Below are 19,644 nucleotides of genomic sequence, written 5' to 3'. Positions count from 1 at the left end.
TCTATAGACCCTTCTTTTCAAGGAGCGCCAAGAAATCCGTTTTCGCGTCTGACGGCAGCATCTGTGCTGTCAAGTGAAAACCGAGTTCGGCAATCTGACGGTAGACTTGTGCATCCTCCGGTGTAACAGCAATCGACTTCGTCAGCATCTTGTAATTCGTACCCGGAATAGGCGCTTGATTTCCCACGTTCACCTGTTCAGGTTGTACCCCCTGTTGAAGCAAGGCCAACGCATCGGTCGGAAACTTCGCCACCACGAGTACCTGTTCTCGCGCGTGGTCGGGATGCTGCATATAAGACACTGCATCCTCGATACTGAGAACGGATGTTTTGACGCCCCTGGCGGCGGCAGGAAGCAGTTTCTTTTGAATCGGATCATTCGCAACCTGGTCATTCACCACGAGAATCTGCGTGGCTCCTACCGAGCTCACCCAGTTGGTCGTCACTTGCCCATGAATGAGCCGATTGTCGATTCGAAGATGCTTGATTGGCATGATTATTCCTCCTTACAGCAAATCCCGAATGTCCATCACGCCGGCCCGGCCGCTTTCTACAGCCACCCGCGCCAAGTCTGACAGTGACTGATTTGCCCGATTGACCAGTACCTCGAGTAGCATCGGAAGATTCAAACCGGTCACTAAGGCAATGGAATCAGAGAGAAGCCTTGCCGATGTATTCGCCGGACTGCCACCAAGCAAATCGGCTAAGAGCAACACGCCATCTCCGTCATCCATGGATGTGACTGCCGCTTCAATTGCTTCCTGCAACGTCTCGAGATGGCTATCGTGCGCGAGCGAAATCGCAGAGAGTTGCGCTTGCGTGCCAATAATCATCTGACTTGCATCAAGCATGCCTGATGCAAGGGCCCCGTGACTCACTAAGATGACGGATACCATTTGGCACCTCCCAAAATATTTAGAACAATCCGATAGAACCCGTGATAAAAGCGAGCGCGACGAGTGACAAAAGCACCCAAATTGGAGATAGCTTCAGTTTGTGAATCATCCAAAACGCGAGGCCCACCACCAACACTGGAAAGAGCGAAGGCAAGATTTGATTCAACGTATCTTGAAGCGCGATGGTTTTTGTCGTGGCCTTCCCTGCCACCTCGACCGTCTTGTGGAATTGCAACGGTGTGGTCAGCCCTGACATAATACTTGGAACAAAACCACCGACCACCATCATGCCAAAAATGGTCGCCCACTCCGTGACTTTGGATAGCACGCCCTCACCCGCGACTTCATCGACCAACCCGACGCCGCGGCGATAGCCAAGGTAGAACAACGGAACCATCAACGCGCACCAGATTAACCCCAACACGAACATCATGGCAGGCCCCGCCCAACTTCCAGCAAGGGCCAATGCTGCCGCAAACACCGCGACCATCGGTCGCACGAGGACGCCTTGAATCGTATCGCCAATCCCGGCAAAGGGACCCATAAGGCCAATCTTCAAACTGTCGACCGCGTCCCCCATCTTCTGTGACTCTAGGGCGACTGTGGCACCGAAAATCGGAGGAGAACCAATCTGTGGATTGGTATTGTAAAACGTCAAGTGCCGTTTCATCGCGCCAATCATGTCATCCTTGTTGGGGTAGACCTTTTTGATGATAGGCAGCATTGACCACATGTAACCAAGTGCCTGCATCCGCTCGTAATTCCACGACCACTGCAAGGTGATGATGTGGCGCCACATGGCGGATCGGACGTCTTTTGGCGTCACCTCTGCCCTCTCTATAACTTGTTCCAAAGAATCCTCAGGACTCGGCACGCGCTTCACTTCCTCTCAACTTCAGGTACAATGCCGCACCCGCAAGTGCCACGAGTGCCACACCAATAATCGGCAGCTTCAAGTAGGCATAGAGGACATAGCCGATGACGAGAAACGCCCAATGCTTCTTTACAGGCATTTGATTCAACAACAGCGCAAATCCGAGTGCAGGCAGCATGGTACCCGTGACCTGCATGCCGTGCATAAACCAGTGCGGCAAAGCGTTGATGATATGTTGAATCGGTCCTGCGCCAAGCCATACGGCAATAAACACCGGTATTGCGCGCGTGAGTCCCCAAGGCAGTTGACCCAGCAAGTGCATGAGCGTGACGCCCCGAATATCCCCCCGCTCGGTATATTTGTCTGCCGCGTGAATAAACACGGTGGTGACCGCCCTGCCGAGCACATCCAATTGAGTCATAAGAATAGAGGCAGGAATCGCCACAGCAAGCCCAGCCGTCTCGCCGCCGCCAAGCGCCCCAACGGCAGTGCCCAAGATGGCACCCGTCATAAAATCAGGCATCGTCGCTCCGCCATATGTCCACATCCCAAGCGACATCAGCGTCAACGTAGCGCCGATGGTGAGTCCAAGATGGACATTCCCCACAATGAGGCCTGTGATGACGCCGACGACTAATGCCTCTTGCAACCACAGCCCAGGCCCCAAGTTGAGGACAATGCCCAAGTAGGCGAGAATTCCTAGCACCAAAGCTATCCAAATGCTATAAGAAGCCATCATTCACCCCTCCTCAATCGACTTCGTCAAGGTTGTTGGATTTGCAATTGGCAGTTCGACCCGGAATCGATAGCAATCCGCCCTATAAAAGGAGGTCACCCATTCCACCACCTCGCCATCCACATCCACCGTGGTCCTCTGCATCTTCAATATCGAATCCCCTGGATGGATGTCGAGTATCTCCGCACAATCTTCCGATGCCGTGGACGCCTCGATGATTTGACTGCCATTCGCGAGTTCAATCCCACATTGTGTGCGCAATTGATGGTAAAGCGAGTGAAGCGCGTTAAAGGTCACGCCCGTCAGCGCCTTGCATCGATGAAACGGCAAGATGGCAGATTCGAGACCTATCGGAGTGTCACTGGCCAAACGCAGGCGACGCAACTCAATAATGAGGTCAGTCGTGTGCGCGAGCCGTAGTTTGTACGCTTCAAATGGTGTCGCCTTGCGAATTTCCATCTTCAGAACTCGGGAGCTCGGCTCCATCCCCATGGCGCGGATGTCATCGGAAAATGACGTCAGCCGATGCAGCGGTTGCTGAATCTGTGGGCGCGTGACAAACGTTCCGACCCCTCTTTTGCGGTCTAACCAGCCCTCCGCAACTAAATCAGCCAATGCCTTACGCACCGTCAGTCGATTGACGCCAAACGCATGTGCGAGCTCCCGCTCTGGTTGAATCGTATCTCCCTCCTTCCAGAGTCCGGACTCTATCTGGCTCATCATCCAATCCTTTAGCTGTTGGTAGATGGGGACGTCGCTGTCTCGATTGATCATGAACCACTGAGCCTCCTCCGTGGTTTAGCTTGACTCATGCTGTGGTCTATACTTTGGTTTGATATGTATGCGCAGAACGAGAGGAGTAGTCTACACAAATAGAGGGTATTCGACATGTTTCTTTACAATTTTTCAGAACCTTGTCATCTCATCGCTGAGGCTTGTGAAGCGGTGTGGATGCGGATGCTAGGAAATATTACACCCCCGGCGCCTTTGAGGGGAGCGGCGCCGGGCGAATCGAGGAATCTCGTTGGAAAGGCCTGCTTGGAGAGCCGAGAGCTTTCACCTATGCCATCGACACAATCACACGTCCGCGAATCTCACCGTCTAGAATGCTACTCAATACGTTCGGCAAATCATCCAGTGTCGTCTCGTGGGCGACGGTGGCTAACCAATCTGGCGACTTCAACTCATTCGCCATCCACGACCAGATTTGTATCCGTTTTTCCATCGGGCAGGACACAGAATCAATGCCTAGCAAATTGACACCGCGCAAGATAAACGGATAGACATTTGTGGTAAATTCCGTACCAGCCGTCATCCCGCTCAAGGCGACGGAGCCGCCATATTTCACGGTGCTGAGCAAATAGGCGAGAAGTCCTCCACCCACTGCGTCAATGGCGCCAGCCCAGCGCTGGCGCAAGAGCGCCTTCCCCTCTGGAACCGTCAGCGTATCATGTGCGACTACGGCCTTCGCCCCAAGTCCATACAGATACTCGTGACCTTGCTGCTGTCTCGTACTGGCAACCACATCGTACCCCAGTTTACTCAGCATGTTAATTGCCAGACTGCCGACGCCGCCAGTGGCACCCGTCACCAAAATTTCTCCCATGGCGGGATGTACCCCATTATGCTGCATCTGGTAAATCGACAGCGCTGCGGTAAAACCAGCTGTCCCTAAGGCCATGGCTTCTTTGAGCGTCAATCCCGTGGGAAGAGGAACCAGCCAGTCGGCAGGCACGCGCGCCATTTCACTAAAGCCGCCGAAGTGACTGACGCCCAAGCCGTACCCAGTAGCAATGACTTCGTCCCCTTCATGGAATCGTGGATTGTCCGAATGGACGACATACCCCGCCAAATCGATGCCGGGGATAAACGGATAAGTATGGACGATGCGGCTATTCGGAACACTGGCCATCCCGTCTTTATAATTGACACTGGAATACATAACACGGAGGGTCACGTCGCCCTCCGGCAACTGATCTATTGTGAGCGTCTGCACCCCTCGTGTAAATTCCTCGCCGACATAATCGACCACCAGTGCCCGAAACGAATTCATACCCTACCATCTCCTCATTCGCGATTCATCATTGCAGATAGACACATGCGCGATACACCCACGGCGTTCGTACGTATACTCCGATACATTCAGCACAAAGCCTTGTGACTCTGCCACAACCGAATGACATTTTCAGCGGCCACCGTCAGGTATTCGTAGGCATGTGTCATCGCCGTCTCTTCCGCGACCGGTCCGGGACAAATACTAAACAGCGCGGACACGCCATGCTGATAAAGCGGGTGAAGGTCGCCGCTAAGTGATCCCGACAAACAAACGACAGGCTTCCCCGCACAGCGGGCTCTCCTCGCCACGCCGCTCACGACCTTACCATACAAGGTCTGCTGGTCCGTGCGGCCCTCGCCCGTGAAAATGAGATCTACGTGTTGTACCATCTCGTCAAACTGAAACAAATCCAAAACCACTTCAATGCCTGGTTCCAACTTCGCCTGACAAAATGCGAGAAGCGCGGCGCCGACGCCTCCTGCTGCTCCTGCACCAGGCATGTCAGCGACATCCATCCCAAGTATCTCTTTGATACAGGTTGCGAGATGTCGTAGATTTTCGTCCAACATGCGAATCATTTCCGCGTCGGCCCCTTTCTGAGGCCCATACACGGCCGACGCCCCAGCCTCGCCGCAAAGCGGGTTGGTCACATCGCACATCACCCGAATGCGAACTTCCTTCAGCCTCGGATGCAACTGGGTTACATCAAAACTACGTAGCAGCGCAAGGTGCTGCCCGCCAAAGGGAAGTTCGCGATTAGCAGCATCCAGCGCGCGAAGTCCCAGCGCCTGCAGCATGCCCAAGCCGCCGTCGTTGGTCGCACTACCGCCAATGCCGACAATCAGTTCTTCTACCTCGTCTACTTCAAGCGCACGAGCAATGAGCTGCCCCAAGCCATAACTCGTCGTCAACAATGGGTTCCGCTCATGAGGTGCGAGCAATGGAAGTCCGGACGATTTCGCCATCTCCACGATGGCCGTGCGACCGACCACCGCGAAGTACGTTTCCACGCTGCGGCCTAATGGATCTAACACCGCACAGTTCACTTTGCGTCCCGGCAACACTGCCAGAATGGACTCCAATGTCCCCTCTCCACCATCTGCAACTGGAATCCCGCGAACTTCGACCTCGCCACAGCGATTTGCGGCTTCTTGGACAGCTTCAATGACCTGACTTGACGTCAAACTGCCTTTAAAGGAATCGGATGCGACGAGAAGACGCATCGTTTAAGTCACCTCCATCGGGGCACTGCGAATCACGTCGTGAAATATGCCCTCATCCATGACCTTTAGTTCTGGAGACACGATAGGGGTAAAGTCCATGACGTCTAAAATATTTCGCTGAAGGTCAACGCCAGGGGCAACCTCCGTCAAAACCAGCCCCGCTTCCGATAAGACGAAAACCGCCCGCTCTGTCACGTACACGACTTCTTTCCCATGAACCGCCGCATATTTACCACTAAATGTGATTTGCTCAACACTGCATACAAATTTGCTGTGCCGTCCTTCTCTGATAATTTTAAGCTTACCATCCTGAACTACGACTTCCAATCCACCATTTGTAAATGTGGTACAAAAAACAACCTTCTTCGCCGGTTGGGTGACGTCAATAAATCCACCGCAACCAATTTTACGACCGCCAAACTGACTGACATTCACATTGCCGTATTGATCAATCTGGGCTGCACCCATGAATGTCAGGTCAATACCACAACCGTGGTAGTAATCAAATTGGCTCGCATGGTCTAAGATGGCTTCTGCGTTGACCGTGATTCCAAACTGATTTTTACCGGCTGGTACGCCACCGACCACACCCGACTCAATGGTCAACACCATCTGTTCAAGCAAACCTTCTTCAGCGCTCACCGGACCAATCACATCACCCGGTATCCCGATACCCAAATTGACCACGGCACCAGGTGTCAGTTCCTTGACTGCACGCCGTCCAATCAACTTACGCACACTGAATGGCAGTGTTGGTAGAGCTTTATCGGGAACCTTTAAATCTCCGGAATACCGAGGGTCATAGACGGCACTCGGTACCTGTCGATGATCTTCGGCCGGATTTTTGGCCACCACCGCGTAATCTACCAAATACCCCGGAATCGCAACGTCCTTTGGATGAATCGTTCCATGTTTGACGACGTACTTCACCTGTACAATCACCTTGCCGCCTTGCGCCTTCGCTGCCTGGGCTGCCGCCAGAATCTCCAATTTCAGAGGCTCTTCTTTGACACTGACGTTACCTGTCTCATCAATGGCGGTGCCGCGAATCAGTACATAATCAATTGGAACGGATTTATAAAACAGATAATCCGAGCCGAGGATATGAACCACCTCGACTGGATTATCGCCACTCGCCTTGGCTTTCTCGTTAAATTTGCCGCCTTCGACATTGGGATCGACAAACGTCCCTATCCCAATCGTCGAAAAGTGCCCCGGCAACCCATTCGCCATCGTTCGAAACAAATGAGTCAACTGCCCCTGAGGCAAACAGTACGCTTCCACGCGATTCTGTTCAATCAATTGTTGCATCCGTGGCAGCAATCCCCAGTGTCCCCCGACGACTTTCGAGATAAGTCCTTCAACCGCGATATATTCCAACCCATTGGTTCCATCCGACTGACCAGCTGCATGAAACACGCTGAGATTTTGCGGATGGCCTGTGTGCAGATAAAGCTCGCGAATGGATTTTAAAACCGCATCACATTGTCCCATGCCGCCAAACCCAGTCAATGCAATAGCGGACCCATCCTCTATCTTAGCGGCGACCTCCCTGGCTTCTATGAACTTCATACACGTTCCCCCTCACTGCCAATCCGCTTGGATGGGTGGGAAGTTCCCGCTCTGAAACGCTTGGATAGTCGGTTCGTGCCCTGGAAGAATATACTGCGCCAAATCACGAACCCGGGTCATGCTCTCAAAAATCTCCTTGGTGCTCGTAAGAATGCCCGCAGGGATATTTTCGCGAATATTCACGAGTAAGTTTGAGACGTCTCCGGAAATACACAATGTACCTTGCCCCGTTTTCACCAAGACGGATTGGTGTCCATCCGAGTGCCCAGGCGTCAAAAACACCTTGACGCCACCTACGACTTCCTCCTCCCCCTCGACAAACCGCCAAGAAAAATAGTCGACACAATCAAATAGTTGAGGGAGATAGATGCCACGCTGGCTTGGAATAGGTTGGTGGGCCGCCTGCCACTCCCGCTTTTGTACGACAAACTTGGCGTTTTTGAACATGTGATTATTACCGCAGTGGTCGTAATGAAGATGCGTGTTAATCACGATATCCACGTCGTCCGGCGTCCAGCCCATCCCTTGTTGCAGTGCGGATACCATCGTTTCCTCGGGAGATATCCTGCAAGGGCTTACATTTTCCGTCACCCAAGTAGCGTCGTGAATGCCGGTGTCAACCAAAATATTATACCCGCCACCTGTGATTGCCGCGGCCCAGACAGGAATATCAATGCGCGCCCCGTACCCCCGGTCATACGTAATGCTCGCCTGTTCCACCGTAAGTTCACCCATTTTTAACGCAACAACCTTCCACATTACGACTCCCTCCAATCTCGTGATGACACGCCACCTTCGTCATCGTCCGATGCCAGACAACGTCAATCCCTTACAACACCATGCCACCGCCCACATTGATAACTTCCGCTGTCACATACCCTGCCTCGTCCGACGCGAGGAACGCGATGACGTTCGCAACGTCCTCCGGTTTTCCAGCACGCCCCATGGGAATCTTTTTAATCATCACGTCCCAAACTTTCTCCGGTACGCCCCGGGTCATGTCTGTATCGATGAACCCTGGACAAATCGCGTTGACGGTAACGTTACATTTCGCCAATTCTCGCGCCGCCGTCTTTGTCAGCCCCACGACCCCAGCCTTCGACGCTGCGTAGTTGGCCTGACCAATGTTCCCGAGCCAACTAGCCGAAGCGATATTGATAATCCGACCAGATTGCTGAGTCCGCATGATTTTCGCTGCAGCTTGAACGCAGTGAAACGTGCCGGTCAAATTGACGCTTATCACCTGATCCCATTGTTCGTGCGTCAATTTGTGCAACATGCCGTCTCGATTAATACCGGCATTGTTCACGATGATATCGAGCTTACCGTAACGGGCCATGACTGCCTCAAACAAATCCTTGACTGCAGATTCGTCAGCAATATTACAAGTCTGAAACCACGCATCCCCACCATCGTCAACAATTTGCCTGACCGTTTCTTCTCCATTTTCAGCAACCATGTCGGAAACGACGACCGTCGCCCCATCCTTAGCAAGTTTTCTCGCTATCGCTCGACCGATTCCTCGACCAGCACCGGTGACCAATGCAATTTTTGAATCTAAGCGCATCCTACACGCCTCCTAATAAGTCTCGTAGTCCAAACGGATGATCTTGGTAAATACGTGGCGTCGTTCGAGCAAGCGTCGGCGAAATTCGCGGCGTAAACGCCATCTGACTGATGATGTCCCGGTTTACGTCGACGCCCGGAGCGACTTCAATCAACTCCCAGCCAGAAGGCGTCCAACGAAACACGGCGCGTTCCGTGACGACCAAAACACGCTGTCCTCGCTCTAATGCCAACAATCCGTTAAATGATACTTGCTCCACATGATTTACGAATTTTTTGAACTTCCCTTCGCGAACAATCCGCAGCTGTTGCCCCTTCCAATCGACCTGCAAGCCATTCGCGGTAAAGGTCGTACAGAACACGACAGTTTTCGCAAACTGCGTGATATCAATAAATCCGCCAGCACCCGTAGATTTCCCCGAAAACTTCGTCGCGTTTACATGGCCGTGGCCATCAATTTGGCCAACACCCATAAACGTAAAATCGACGCCAGTACCATTGTAGAAGTCAAATTGAGATGAATGCTCTAATAAAGCCTCCATATTTTTTGCAACACCAAAATCCACGCCGCCCAGTGGCACGCCACCATAAACCCCGGACTCGACGGTGATGAGGATGTCGTCCGACAGCCCCTCTTCCACAATGACGCCACCAATCTCATCATTCGGAATCCCGGTTCCAAGATTAATCGTCACATTGGGTTGTAACAGCATCGCGGCTCGCCGACCAATTAATTTTCGAACGCTCCATGGCGTCGGTTCCATCTCGCCATCCGGGACGCGGATGTCGCCACTATAGGCGGGGTCAAAATAGAAGCTAGACGATTGCCGATGGTCAGTCTCTGGGTTGTCGGAAACCACAACGACGTCGACAAACCCCCCAGGAATGAGGACCTGTTTTGCGTGCAACGAACCTGCCTTTGCAATCTGTTTGACTTGAACAATGACCTTTCCGCCAAAATGTTTGGTAGCGAGGACTGCAGGCAACACTTCCAGCTTTAAAGCCTCGTCTTCAAATGTGATATTGCCGTGCTCATCTGCAGTCGTACCACGAATGAGACACAAGTCAATCGGCACCTCGTGATAATAGAGATATTCTTCCCCTTGAAAATTGACGAGTTCTACGAGGTCGGGAAGCGCTTGCGTGCGTGCGTTCATTTTGCCGCCCTCGAACCGCGGATCGATAAACGTGCCCAGGCCAACTTTCGATAGGTGCCCTTTCAACCCAGCGCCCATATCCCGCAACAAATGCATAATCTGTCCTTGTGGCAAACAATACGCTTCGACCTTATCATTCGAAATGAGCTCCATCCACGTAGGCGCCAATCCCCAATGGGCCCCAATGATTCGTCTTGTCATACCCGGATGCGCAAAATGCTGAATGCCTTGTTCTCTATCCGACTGGCCCGCCGCGTGAAACAACGTCAAATCGCGTGGATGACCAGTTCGCAGAAAACGTTCCTCCAGTGGCTTAAGTACACTTTCTGCCGCGCCAACCAACGTCATCCCGACTGTTAAGACGGTCATCCCATCCGCAACATAGGCTGCTGCATCCGCGCCAGTCAAAAATTGTGGACGCAATGTCATCCCCTCGTTATCGACAGTTTTCAAATATCGTCGCGATGCCTTGGCCCCCACCAATACACATCGTCACCAGCCCAAATTGCACATCCCGCCGTTTCATTTCGTACATCAACTTAACCGTCAAAATGCCACCGGTCGCACCGACTGGATGCCCCAGCGCGATAGCACCTCCATTGACGTTCACTTTGTCGACATCCAAGCCAAGTTCGCGGATTCCGACAATCGTTTGCGAAGCAAACGCCTCATTCAACTCAATCAAGTCGATATCTTGAACCGATAAGCCAGCGCGCTTGAGTGCGAGCTTCGTCGCCGGCACCGGGCCATACCCCATCGTCGCCGGATCACAACCGGCAACCGCAAAACTCTTGACCTGCATGAGCGGTTTCAAACCGCGTTTCAGCGCCTCGTCGCGCCCCATTAAGACAACCGCTCCCGCCCCGTCATTGATACCGGACGAATTACCAGGGGTCACCGTGCCGCCTTCTACAAAAGCCGGCTTGAGGCGAGACAACCGCTCCATCGTAATCCCGATACGAGGGTGCTCATCCACACAAAACGTTTTGTTTTCCTTGCCAATTCGAACTTCCACAGGAACGATTTCGTCGACAAATTTTCCTGCCTCGATGGCCTTGGCGGCCCTCTCTTGGGTGAGCAGCGCCCATTCATCTTGCTCTTGTCGCGAAATTCCATATTCCTTCGCGAGATTTTCAGCCGTCACGCCATTCGGATAGGGGCCAAGAGGGTATGTCAAGATAGTCAACAACCCATCCTCCAATTGCCCATGACCAAAGCGGTAACCAAACCGACCTTTTCGCACGTAGTATGGGAGCTGATTCATATTTTCCGTCCCACCGGCGACCATCACGTCCGCATAACCCGACTGGATTTGAAGCACGGCAGAATTAATTGCTTCCAACCCAGAACCACATTGCCGATTGACCGCATAAGCCGTGGTCTTCAGTGGAAACCCAGCCTTGATGGAAACCATCCGGCCCAGGAACCCGCTTTCCGCGACTTGCCCTACATTTCCGACAATGATCTCGTCGACATCGTCGAATGCAATGCCTGAGCGCTTCACCGCTTCGGCGTATACCACTGCGCCGAGATCAGCCTGGTGCACATCTTGCAGACTCCCGCCCATTGTTCCAATCGCCGTTCGCGCACCACCAACAATCACCACATCTCGCATTGAATTTCATCTCCTCGCCCGTTTTTGGGAGCGGTCCCAAAAACGGGCGCAAATTTTGATCAGTAACTTTTTTGATTCATTCGTTACGCTGCGGACCTGTGGTCTTTCGGACGACAAGTTCAGGCCGGAAAATTTTTCGTTGTACGTTTTCCACCTTCTGCTCTATCCGCTGTTTCAAGAACGTCATTGCTGTGACACCCATGTCATAATGCGGCTGTCGAACCGTGGTGAGTGAAATTGGAGCCAACCCTGTCAAAGGCAAATCGTCGTAACCGACGATACTCACATCATCGGGGATTTTTACCCCGTGAGAAGCGAGAACGTCAATAATCCCGAGTGCCATCAAATCGTTGGCGGCAAAAATTGCAGTCGGTCGGCGTCGGGAATCCGCTTCCAACCACCACTGCCCATAACGTCTCCCACGCTCGATGGTGAGATCTCCCTCTTGAATATCGGAGTCCTCACGTTCAATTCCATAATCCTCCAGCGCACGTTGAAACCCTAAGGTTCTATCTCGGCTGGCCGTGGATAATGCTGATCCGGCGAGATGGCCAATTCGATGATGTCCCAACTCAATCAGATGCCTTGTGGCAAGATAACTGCCTTCGACGTTGTCGACGAGCACGACGTCCGTATCAAAACTACGCACGTACCGATTCAGCATCACAATTGGGCATCGAATGCTTTGCAGTACAGGGATCAACTCCTGTTGATCTAGCACCGACATCACAATGAGGCCACTCAATGCAAACTGCTGGACACCATGAAAGTAAAATTGCTCGCGTTTGATGTCGTAGTCCGTGTCACAGATAACGACCATGTAACCCGCTTCATGTGCGATATCTTCGACACCTCGAGCAATCTCAGCATAAAAGGTGTTCCGAATATCGCCAATCAAGAGTCCAATCATGTTCAATTGCCCGCGTGCCAGCCCCTGTGCCACTGAGCTGGGGCGGTAGTGCAGTTCTTCAATCACCTTTTCAACCATCATGCGAGTGGCCGGTTTTACATTGGGATGCCCAGTTAGAACTCTGGAAACCGTTGAACGAGATACCCCCGCCGCTTTGGCAATCTCGTAGATAGTTAAGTCACGTTGGTTTCTCATCGGCAATCCAGACCTCTCATCCCAGCTGTTTTGGAACCGCTCCCAAAATCCCTAAAGAAAATTTAACCGAATTTCACTAGACCGTCAACAATGAATTTTCCGACATCCATGTTTCCGCTAACATCCCTTTGCTGCCATTGTCGAATCGTCAATTGATAATTTCCTCTAAATCCAGACCCGGTTTGATTTTTGGCGTCCCTAACCCGCACATAAACGCAATCCATGCCGCCACCCCCAACCATATGAAGGCCGCAAGATTCACGCCTACAGAGTGAACCATCCACTGCGAAGTGATGCCCGCTAAAAATAGCGCAACCCAATTCGAAAAGGAGATGAAGGACGCGCCTGTACCGCGAGCACGGGTTGGAAAGCTTTCCAGCATATACGGCACGTACGCACCCATATGCCCCACAGTGAAGAAATAGTACGCGGCCCACCAAAACGCCATCTGGTCTATGGAATGGATGCCAAACGCGAAGAACGTCCCGGCAACGCCACCTAAAAACAACCAAATTAGCGATACCATTCGACGACCAACGATGTTCCCTAAGAACGCTGCAACCAAATAACCAATGGCTCCAACCCCAGTTCCCCAAGCGCTGACCATCCAACTGTTCGACAACGTAAACCCATGTGCGCTCGCGATGGAAGGTAAAAAATACGCAACACAAAACAGCCCATAATTATAGACGAATTGCCAAATCCACAATAGAATGGTAGTCCGCCGCAAATCGGGATTAAACAATTGCCGATACGTGAACTGTGTTGCTTCTTGTAGATTTACAGAGTATGCCGTCTGCGTAATTTCGGAAGCCTTCTCGCCTTCAGTCTGCTTTGCCTGTTGCCTAAACTGCTTTAAGTCCTCAAATCGGTCACTCTCTTTGACGAAGAAACGGGTGACTAAGATCAAGAAAATAGGAACCAAACCGGCCCAAAAAACACCCCGCCAGCCCCATATCGGTGCCAAACGGGCAACAACGACAGCCGTAAGAAACCAGCCTACGGGAAATCCCACTTGTGCGACGCCGGTCCACCAACCTCGCGACTTGCTCGGCGTGCCCTCCGTCACCATGACTTGCCCAATCATCCACTCTGAGGCGTTTCCAGCCATCGTGAGGCATCGAGCGATGAGAAGTGACGCAAATCCACCGGATAACGCACTCAATGCACTACCGACTGCGGTAAACAGAATCGTAAACTGAAAAACCATCTTTCTCCCAAAGTAATCCGACAAAGGCCCCGCAATCAGTGTCGCAAAACAAGCAGCGACAGCCATCGATGCAGTGATTGCACCAACCGTCCAATTCGCTAGGTGTAAATCTTTTTGAATCAGAGGATAGACATTGCTAAAAAAGGAACTGTCCATATTCACCATCGTCCACCCTAAAAAGGATGTCAATGTTACAAGAAATGCGTTTTTCTCAAGCCCAAATATTGTCTTGCGAGGTGCATACGTAAACTGTTCCTGCTTTGCGATTTTCCCCATGGCACGCCCTCCATATTTTTAATGACGACACACATAACTCAAAACGAATCTCCTCAGATAGAGAACATTCAGGAAAAATGAGTAGAATTGATGTGCTCGAAACGATACTTTTCGTCAGATCACTGATTTGTTTCATGGGGAATTTTAGGTGAGCCTGTTCAAAACAGAGGGAACTGGGGGATCCCGCTGGTCTTCTCTGACCGCAACCATGGCTTTTCAAACAACCAAATTCGCAAATGCCGTCTTCTCAATTTGCTCCATCGAAATCTCCATTCGTCGAAGTTACGTGATTATGTTCCTCCCTCCTATATTTGTAATCGCTTTCAAATTTCTGAGATACACGAACCATGATAACCATCGCTCGTGACAACGTCATTTTATTTTGCCGCACATTGTATTGTCAAGGGCATTGCTAACTGCGGCTGCGCAGCGCACAATCCACACTACGTAGCCAAACGAAAGGCGTATCTCTGCCACTTCCTCCCTTACACCCCTATGCCCTCGCTAACACCTGAGGTGCGAAGCCTCACACGGGAAGTAGCAGATGACAAACGCCACGAACAGTCCGACATCCACGCGATGTCTGCCCCATTCATGTGCCTTGGCAATCACGCCTACGGGATACGTCATATTCATAAACGGAACTGAACCAGCACGGCGACGACATAGGCGACAATCGCAATCCAATTCACTCCGCTGTACTCGCCATCTCGCGACAAAATCACGTCGATATTGTAATTGCTTTTTCGCAGTAGATAGAAATCGACAAGGTTAATCGCGGTCCACGGAATCATGAAGTACAAGAGCAGCAGAATAAAGTTAGAATAGTTGTCTAAAGTTTCCTTGGCCCCACAAACTAACTGATGTACAGACAATTCCCCAAAGTACGCGACCAATGCCTCCGACTGCTTCGGCGCAATCATCGCCGCGATGGCGCCCAAAATCATCATCCAGCTCGATCCGCTCACAAACCCCGCATAGGTCCACCAAAAGGCGAACGCAATCGAGACGTCACTTGCGCGAATCGTTCTTGTACCTCCGTGACAGCCTTACGCACCCTTACCGTTAGACACCCTTTGCAATTCACCATCACGCACGACCTCTTGCGCACCAACCAATTTGCCAATGGGCAATCGCAAAATTTCTCCGGCTGCGTGCGTACCCATGCCGCCAAGTGCTGCCGCGCCGCCTCCGCGAACGTCTCGTACGTCCCCTGCAAAATCCCCTGTGATCCGATATAAATCCAACTCCCAGCCGTCATCTGGCCGTACATCATAAGCCCCTTTTTATCGAGCTCGTGAAAATGTGCCCAATTCGCCCAAGCAGGGATCAGATTCGAGTTCGCCAACAACACGCGCGGCGCATCCTCGTGCGTCCGAAAAATCCCGACCGGTTTGCCCGACTGAATCAACAGCGTCTCGTCATTCGCCAATCCCCGCAGCGATTTCACAATCGCATCAAAAGCAGGCCAATTCCGTGCCGCCTTGCCAATGCCCCCATACACCACCAAATCCTGCGGGCGCTCTGCGACGTCCGGATCTAAATTGTTCATCAACATGCGCAGCGCCGCTTCCTGCTCCCACCCCTTACAGGACATATTCGTCCCACGCGGCGCACGAATCACCGGTCGCGTCCCAACTGACATAGAAACGCCTCCTCCTTGAAAAGTGACGACGTTACAAGTGACGGCGCGTTTTGGCTTGATTCAATCCGTCGTCTTGCTCCGGGTTCTAGGCACAGTGATGATTCTCATTCTGCCGTTGATGCCGTCGTTTGCCCTCGCCTCGACGTTTTACATCCTGCGCTCGGTGCTCAGCCGTGGAACACAAGGCGCAAGCTCTGCCCTCAGTACCAGTTTGACGCGCGACAAGCGAAGAGGGTTCTCCGTCAGTATGAATTCACTCGTGATACGCATGAGTTCAGCGATGCTCTACGACCGATTATTCCGGCGCTTTAACAGTCCACAAAAGGGGAACTGACGTGAAGATGGTGGGAACGGACACGGCAGCGACTGCAGAGGCGGATTGGCCCAAGTAGAGCAGGGAAGTCTACGCTCAACCACGCACGAAAGACCAAACTACGAACGCTCCTTCGTCTCCATCGTTGTCACACAATGCGACTCCCCTGCGGGAATCATACGTACACCCTCCGTTCATTTGTCAATCCTTCAAACACCAAGGTATCTGGGTTCACTAAAACGCCATAAACATCCCTGGCCTGGTCGACCCTAATCCAGCCATTCTTCACATCTTCTAGCACTGACGCGACCGCACGGCGCAACGGATTCCCGTAGCCGCCGCCCGTAGCCGTGATCAATCGTACGACGTCACCATTGTTCAGCGTGCGACGGGCACACTTTCCAAAGGGGCCCTCGTGCTTCCCGTTTGAACGGATAATCTCAACTTCATTACGCGATCCCGCCGTACCTCCAGCAGCACCCCACGGAACGTATTTGTGCCGACCGAAACTAGCCGTCACAAACTGATTGTCAGAGAGCGACTCGTAGCTGCGAACAACGCCGCAGCCACCCCGAAATTGCCCCGCACCAGCCCCATCACACCGAAAAGAATATTCTCGCACGCGCACGCCGTACCGGGTTTCGGCAACTTCAATAGGGACGTTGTACGTCTCACCGTCGCCGATGCAAAATTGACCGTTTTGCCCGTCCATACCAAGTCCGGCGCCCCAGCCGCCGACGGACGGTTCAACAATGAGGAACGGTTCATTCGTATCTGGTTTGGCGCCGCCGAGAATCACGGCGCAAACCGATTCTAAGTGCCCTGCTGTGAGACGGTCTGGGAGAGCCGAGGAGAGCGCCTTCCACGCTACGTCTGCAGCAAAGTTTCTCGATTCCCAGTTGGTCGAGACAGGGGCTGGGCGCTCGGCGTGAATGATTGATCCCGGTTCCGAAATCACTGTGAGCGGACGAAAGACGCCGTCGTTAACGTCGAGACCCGGGTTCGTCGCTGCGAGAAACACCGCGCGCACAGAGGAGACTAATCCACTATAAGAGCAATTAATAGGGCCAGGAGCCTGCCGATCACTCCCCGTGAAATCGGCGACAAAGTCGTCATCCGTGATGGTCACTTTGCAAACAATTCGGAACGGTCCATGTCCAAGCCCATCGTCGTCGATGAAGTCCTCCGCCATATACACGCCGTTTGGCAATTTGGCTAATTCGCGCCGAGCCAGTTGTTCCCCATGACCAAGCAAATAGTCAATCGATTGAAGAACTACGCTTGTTCCGTATTTCTGGCAAAGTTCGCGAACGCGTTTCTCCCCAGTGCGCACCCCCGCCACCTGCGCCCACAAGTCGCCAAGAGAGAGGTCCGGGAAGCGAACATTCGCGGCAATCACGTCGATCAAAGCCTGATTCAACTTCCCACCATCGAACAATTTGACCACCGGGAATTGCAGCCCCTCCTGATAAATTTCCGTAGAATCCGTTGTCCACGACCCTGGGTCCTTCCCCCCAACCTCCGTCCAGTGCCCTTTGTTTGCCGAAAACGCCACCAGTTCGCCGTCCACAAAAATCGGCATCACCAAGCCCACGTCGGATAAGTGCGATCCACCACCGCCATAGGGATCATTCAAGAGAATAATGTCGCCCTCGTGCAAATTCGTCCCAAACTTCTCCCGGGTCTCCTTCACCATAAACGTGAGCATCCCAATAAATCCGGTCACGCCGTTTCCCTGAGTCAACAATTGTCCCAAGGCATCCGTGAGACCAGATGCAAAATCCAGTACTTCGTAGATGATAGGACTCATTGAGGTGCGCGCCAGTGCGTAAAACATCTCTTCCCCAATCGCCATGAGCGAATCCTTGACGACCTCATAGGTAAAGACATCGGCTTTTTGCAAGCGATATACCCCCTCTAAATAACTGTCGTAGGTCAGGGAAAAGGAAAATATTACCTACCAAAAGCTTTCCTTAATTCAAAATTTTCCCTTCTGTTTCTTTCAGGAAGAATGTCATAATCACCGTCACGACAAGAAATGCAGTAATAAATGAGACCGTCCCCGCAAAGCTCGAATTGCCAGCCAACATCGCGCCAATGACCATTGGGGCAATAGAATTTGCCACCCTCTGCGCGGTCGCACCGACACTGTACCCAACCCCGCGAACTTCGGTTGGGTACAACTCACCGACCCATGTGTCCCACACACCCCATGCGCCGAGGCTGAAGAATGAGAGTGCAAAGTCCCAGATGTACATTTCCGTCATGTTGCTGGATTGAGCAAACCCGAATCCGGCGATGGCTGCGAGCGCGACGAAAATAATCATGATCTTTTTACGCCCATACCGGCCAGTCAGCCACGACGACACGATGTACCCTGGGAACATAAAGAGTGCAGAAAGTGCCATAAAACCAAGCCCAGCGGGCGTCGAGAGTCCTTTCTTCGCAAGCAACTCCGGCATCCACGTCGTTAGAGCCCAATACCCCCACGAAAAGCAGAAGTTAATCAACAGTTGCAACCAGGTGGCACGTGAAAGCTTCGATTTGAAGATTTCCAAAAATGATCCCCGTTGAACCGTATCCACCATAAGATGCGTGTTTTTGAGATCTTCTATTGAAACCTGACCGTTCGCAAGATACGAAATGGCATCTTTTGCAACCTGCTGTTGGCCATTCCCGGCAGCCCAGTACGGGGACTCTGGAACGAATGCCTTAATCACAAATGCCCATAACCCCGCGAGAGAACTCACGCCCAGAATCCAGTGCCAGCCGAGAGGCCCCATCACATAGGTCAGGCCAATCGCAATCAAATAGCCAATCGGCCAGCCCGATGCGAGATATACGGTAGCCCGACCACGGCTCTTCACTGGAAGTAACTCCTCAAAGTACGGGAATGACGCCACCATCAATCCGCCGAGGCCAAGACCTGCTGCAAAACGCATCCACCACAACATGTCATAATTTAGAGAAAAGGCACTAATGAGAGAAAGAATGCCATAGAGGCCGGTGCTCCACATCATTGTCTTCTTCCGGCCAATTTTGTCCGTGAGTTTCCCCCAGATAAGACAACCAGGAATCATACCAAGGTAGATGGAACCCATCAGCGAACCCACTTGTGCACTCGATAGCTTCAAGTCGCTTCCAATCATTCCACTGATCAGCGTGATAATCATCATTTCCCAAGACTCGATAACAAATGAAAAGAAAATAGCGAAACCAGATTTCCAATGTCTCTTCGTAAGCGGCATTTCTTGAAACAGTTCCCCGATTTGTCGATTTTGGACTTCAATCACTTCACCAATCACGGTACTCGGCATAACAGATTCACTTCCTTTGTCTTAAATGATTTTAGGATGCATCTCCCTAGCGCTTCAGATAAGCTTTCATCATCGAATATTCTA

18 protein-coding genes and 1 pseudogene are annotated in these 19,644 nt (G+C 52.1%); 1 reads left to right on the top strand and 18 read right to left on the bottom strand.

Annotated features, from left to right (window positions below; translation table 11 throughout):
• Window position 1: 1 nt before the first annotated feature.
• From J3482_RS12725 to J3482_RS12650, 16 genes and pseudogenes are all read right to left on the bottom strand, one after another.
• Window positions 2-493: a PTS sugar transporter subunit IIB gene (locus J3482_RS12725; protein ID WP_206922492.1), complete on the bottom strand. Its 492-nt coding sequence runs from the start codon at window positions 491-493 to the stop codon at window positions 2-4.
• Between the two features lie 12 nt (window positions 494-505).
• The gene (locus tag J3482_RS12720; protein WP_206922491.1) at window positions 506-895 is read right to left on the bottom strand and encodes a PTS sugar transporter subunit IIA; all 390 of its coding nucleotides are present in this window, start codon (window positions 893-895) and stop codon (window positions 506-508) included.
• 19 nt (window positions 896-914) lie between these two features.
• The gene (locus tag J3482_RS12715) at window positions 915-1,769 is read right to left on the bottom strand and encodes a PTS system mannose/fructose/sorbose family transporter subunit IID (protein WP_206917918.1); all 855 of its coding nucleotides are present in this window, start codon (window positions 1,767-1,769) and stop codon (window positions 915-917) included.
• Window positions 1,756-2,505 carry a PTS mannose/fructose/sorbose/N-acetylgalactosamine transporter subunit IIC gene (locus tag J3482_RS12710; RefSeq protein WP_201766387.1) on the bottom strand — a complete coding sequence of 250 codons (750 nt, stop codon included), beginning with the start codon at window positions 2,503-2,505 and terminating at the stop codon, window positions 1,756-1,758. The genes J3482_RS12715 and J3482_RS12710 overlap by 14 nt, the downstream gene beginning before the upstream one ends.
• Before the next feature lie 3 nt (window positions 2,506-2,508).
• Window positions 2,509-3,279, bottom strand: a complete 771-nt coding sequence (locus tag J3482_RS12705) for a GntR family transcriptional regulator (RefSeq protein ID WP_146821373.1) — start codon at window positions 3,277-3,279, stop codon at window positions 2,509-2,511.
• 286 nt (window positions 3,280-3,565) lie between these two features.
• Entirely contained in the window at window positions 3,566-4,558 is a 993-nt protein-coding gene (locus tag J3482_RS12700) for an acrylyl-CoA reductase family protein (RefSeq protein WP_146821375.1), read from the bottom strand.
• 89 nt (window positions 4,559-4,647) lie between these two features.
• A complete protein-coding gene (locus J3482_RS12695) occupies window positions 4,648-5,784 on the bottom strand; it encodes a glycerate kinase family protein (RefSeq protein ID WP_206922490.1) in 1,137 nt (378 codons plus the stop codon).
• Between the two features lie 3 nt (window positions 5,785-5,787).
• Window positions 5,788-7,356, bottom strand: coding sequence for an acyl CoA:acetate/3-ketoacid CoA transferase (locus tag J3482_RS12690; RefSeq protein ID WP_146821379.1), 1,569 nt, complete (start codon window positions 7,354-7,356; stop codon window positions 5,788-5,790).
• A 12-nt stretch (window positions 7,357-7,368) separates the two neighbouring features.
• Window positions 7,369-8,115, bottom strand: coding sequence for an N-acyl homoserine lactonase family protein (locus J3482_RS12685; protein ID WP_146821381.1), 747 nt, complete (start codon window positions 8,113-8,115; stop codon window positions 7,369-7,371).
• A gap of 70 nt (window positions 8,116-8,185) precedes the next feature.
• Complete coding sequence (gene fabG, locus J3482_RS12680) at window positions 8,186-8,923, bottom strand: 3-oxoacyl-ACP reductase FabG (protein ID WP_206922489.1); 738 nt, start codon at window positions 8,921-8,923, stop codon at window positions 8,186-8,188.
• Between the two features lies 1 nt (window position 8,924).
• Window positions 8,925-10,502, bottom strand: coding sequence for an acyl CoA:acetate/3-ketoacid CoA transferase (locus J3482_RS12675; RefSeq protein WP_206922488.1), 1,578 nt, complete (start codon window positions 10,500-10,502; stop codon window positions 8,925-8,927).
• A 13-nt stretch (window positions 10,503-10,515) separates the two neighbouring features.
• Window positions 10,516-11,694, bottom strand: a complete 1,179-nt coding sequence (locus J3482_RS12670; protein WP_206917930.1) for a thiolase family protein — start codon at window positions 11,692-11,694, stop codon at window positions 10,516-10,518.
• Window positions 11,695-11,770: 76 nt separating this feature from the next.
• Window positions 11,771-12,799, bottom strand: a complete 1,029-nt coding sequence (locus J3482_RS12665; RefSeq protein WP_146821389.1) for a LacI family DNA-binding transcriptional regulator — start codon at window positions 12,797-12,799, stop codon at window positions 11,771-11,773.
• A gap of 148 nt (window positions 12,800-12,947) precedes the next feature.
• Window positions 12,948-14,285, bottom strand: coding sequence for an MFS transporter (locus J3482_RS12660; protein ID WP_146821391.1), 1,338 nt, complete (start codon window positions 14,283-14,285; stop codon window positions 12,948-12,950).
• Window positions 14,286-14,917: 632 nt separating this feature from the next.
• The gene (locus tag J3482_RS21305; protein WP_206922487.1) at window positions 14,918-15,253 is read right to left on the bottom strand and encodes a cytosine permease; all 336 of its coding nucleotides are present in this window, start codon (window positions 15,251-15,253) and stop codon (window positions 14,918-14,920) included.
• Between the two features lie 206 nt (window positions 15,254-15,459).
• Window positions 15,460-15,930 (bottom strand): annotated as a pseudogene (locus J3482_RS12650) (urocanate hydratase); the annotation flags it as partial.
• 37 nt (window positions 15,931-15,967) lie between these two features.
• Here J3482_RS12650 and J3482_RS12645 point away from each other — a divergent pair.
• Window positions 15,968-16,264 carry a hypothetical protein gene (locus J3482_RS12645; RefSeq protein WP_146821396.1) on the top strand — a complete coding sequence of 99 codons (297 nt, stop codon included), beginning with the start codon at window positions 15,968-15,970 and terminating at the stop codon, window positions 16,262-16,264.
• A 154-nt stretch (window positions 16,265-16,418) separates the two neighbouring features.
• On the opposite strand, the gene J3482_RS12640 is transcribed toward J3482_RS12645, so the two are convergent.
• Together J3482_RS12640 and J3482_RS12635 are read right to left on the bottom strand one after the other, a co-directional pair.
• Window positions 16,419-18,146: a hydantoinase B/oxoprolinase family protein gene (locus J3482_RS12640; protein ID WP_223203974.1), complete on the bottom strand. Its 1,728-nt coding sequence runs from the start codon at window positions 18,144-18,146 to the stop codon at window positions 16,419-16,421.
• Between the two features lie 70 nt (window positions 18,147-18,216).
• Window positions 18,217-19,560 carry an MFS transporter gene (locus J3482_RS12635; RefSeq protein ID WP_146821398.1) on the bottom strand — a complete coding sequence of 448 codons (1,344 nt, stop codon included), beginning with the start codon at window positions 19,558-19,560 and terminating at the stop codon, window positions 18,217-18,219.
• Between the last annotated feature and the right edge of the window lie 84 nt (window positions 19,561-19,644).

It is taken from the genome of Alicyclobacillus suci (assembly GCF_017329615.1).
Taxonomy (GTDB): Bacteria; Bacillota; Bacilli; order Alicyclobacillales; family Alicyclobacillaceae; genus Alicyclobacillus; species Alicyclobacillus suci.
The sequence above is the reverse complement of the archived record's forward strand: the minus strand, read 5'-3'. Positions and strand labels throughout refer to the sequence as shown.

What these genes read in the sequence shown, in the direction of transcription:
- J3482_RS12720 (WP_206922491.1), bottom strand. Translation starts at nt 895, where the DNA reads ATGGTATCCGTCATCTTAGTGAGTCACGGGGCCCTTGCATCAGGCATG.
- J3482_RS12660 (WP_146821391.1), bottom strand. Translation starts at nt 14,285, where the DNA reads ATGGGGAAAATCGCAAAGCAGGAACAGTTTACGTATGCACCTCGCAAG.
- fabG (WP_206922489.1), bottom strand. Translation starts at nt 8,923, where the DNA reads ATGCGCTTAGATTCAAAAATTGCATTGGTCACCGGTGCTGGTCGAGGA.
- J3482_RS12705 (WP_146821373.1), bottom strand. Translation starts at nt 3,279, where the DNA reads ATGATCAATCGAGACAGCGACGTCCCCATCTACCAACAGCTAAAGGAT.
- J3482_RS12700 (WP_146821375.1), bottom strand. Translation starts at nt 4,558, where the DNA reads ATGAATTCGTTTCGGGCACTGGTGGTCGATTATGTCGGCGAGGAATTT.
- J3482_RS12695 (WP_206922490.1), bottom strand. Translation starts at nt 5,784, where the DNA reads ATGCGTCTTCTCGTCGCATCCGATTCCTTTAAAGGCAGTTTGACGTCA.
- J3482_RS12670 (WP_206917930.1), bottom strand. Translation starts at nt 11,694, where the DNA reads ATGCGAGATGTGGTGATTGTTGGTGGTGCGCGAACGGCGATTGGAACA.
- J3482_RS12665 (WP_146821389.1), bottom strand. Translation starts at nt 12,799, where the DNA reads ATGAGAAACCAACGTGACTTAACTATCTACGAGATTGCCAAAGCGGCG.
- J3482_RS12710 (WP_201766387.1), bottom strand. Translation starts at nt 2,505, where the DNA reads ATGGCTTCTTATAGCATTTGGATAGCTTTGGTGCTAGGAATTCTCGCC.
- J3482_RS12725 (WP_206922492.1), bottom strand. Translation starts at nt 493, where the DNA reads ATGCCAATCAAGCATCTTCGAATCGACAATCGGCTCATTCATGGGCAA.
- J3482_RS12685 (WP_146821381.1), bottom strand. Translation starts at nt 8,115, where the DNA reads ATGTGGAAGGTTGTTGCGTTAAAAATGGGTGAACTTACGGTGGAACAG.
- J3482_RS12635 (WP_146821398.1), bottom strand. Translation starts at nt 19,560, where the DNA reads ATGCCGAGTACCGTGATTGGTGAAGTGATTGAAGTCCAAAATCGACAA.
- J3482_RS12690 (WP_146821379.1), bottom strand. Translation starts at nt 7,356, where the DNA reads ATGAAGTTCATAGAAGCCAGGGAGGTCGCCGCTAAGATAGAGGATGGG.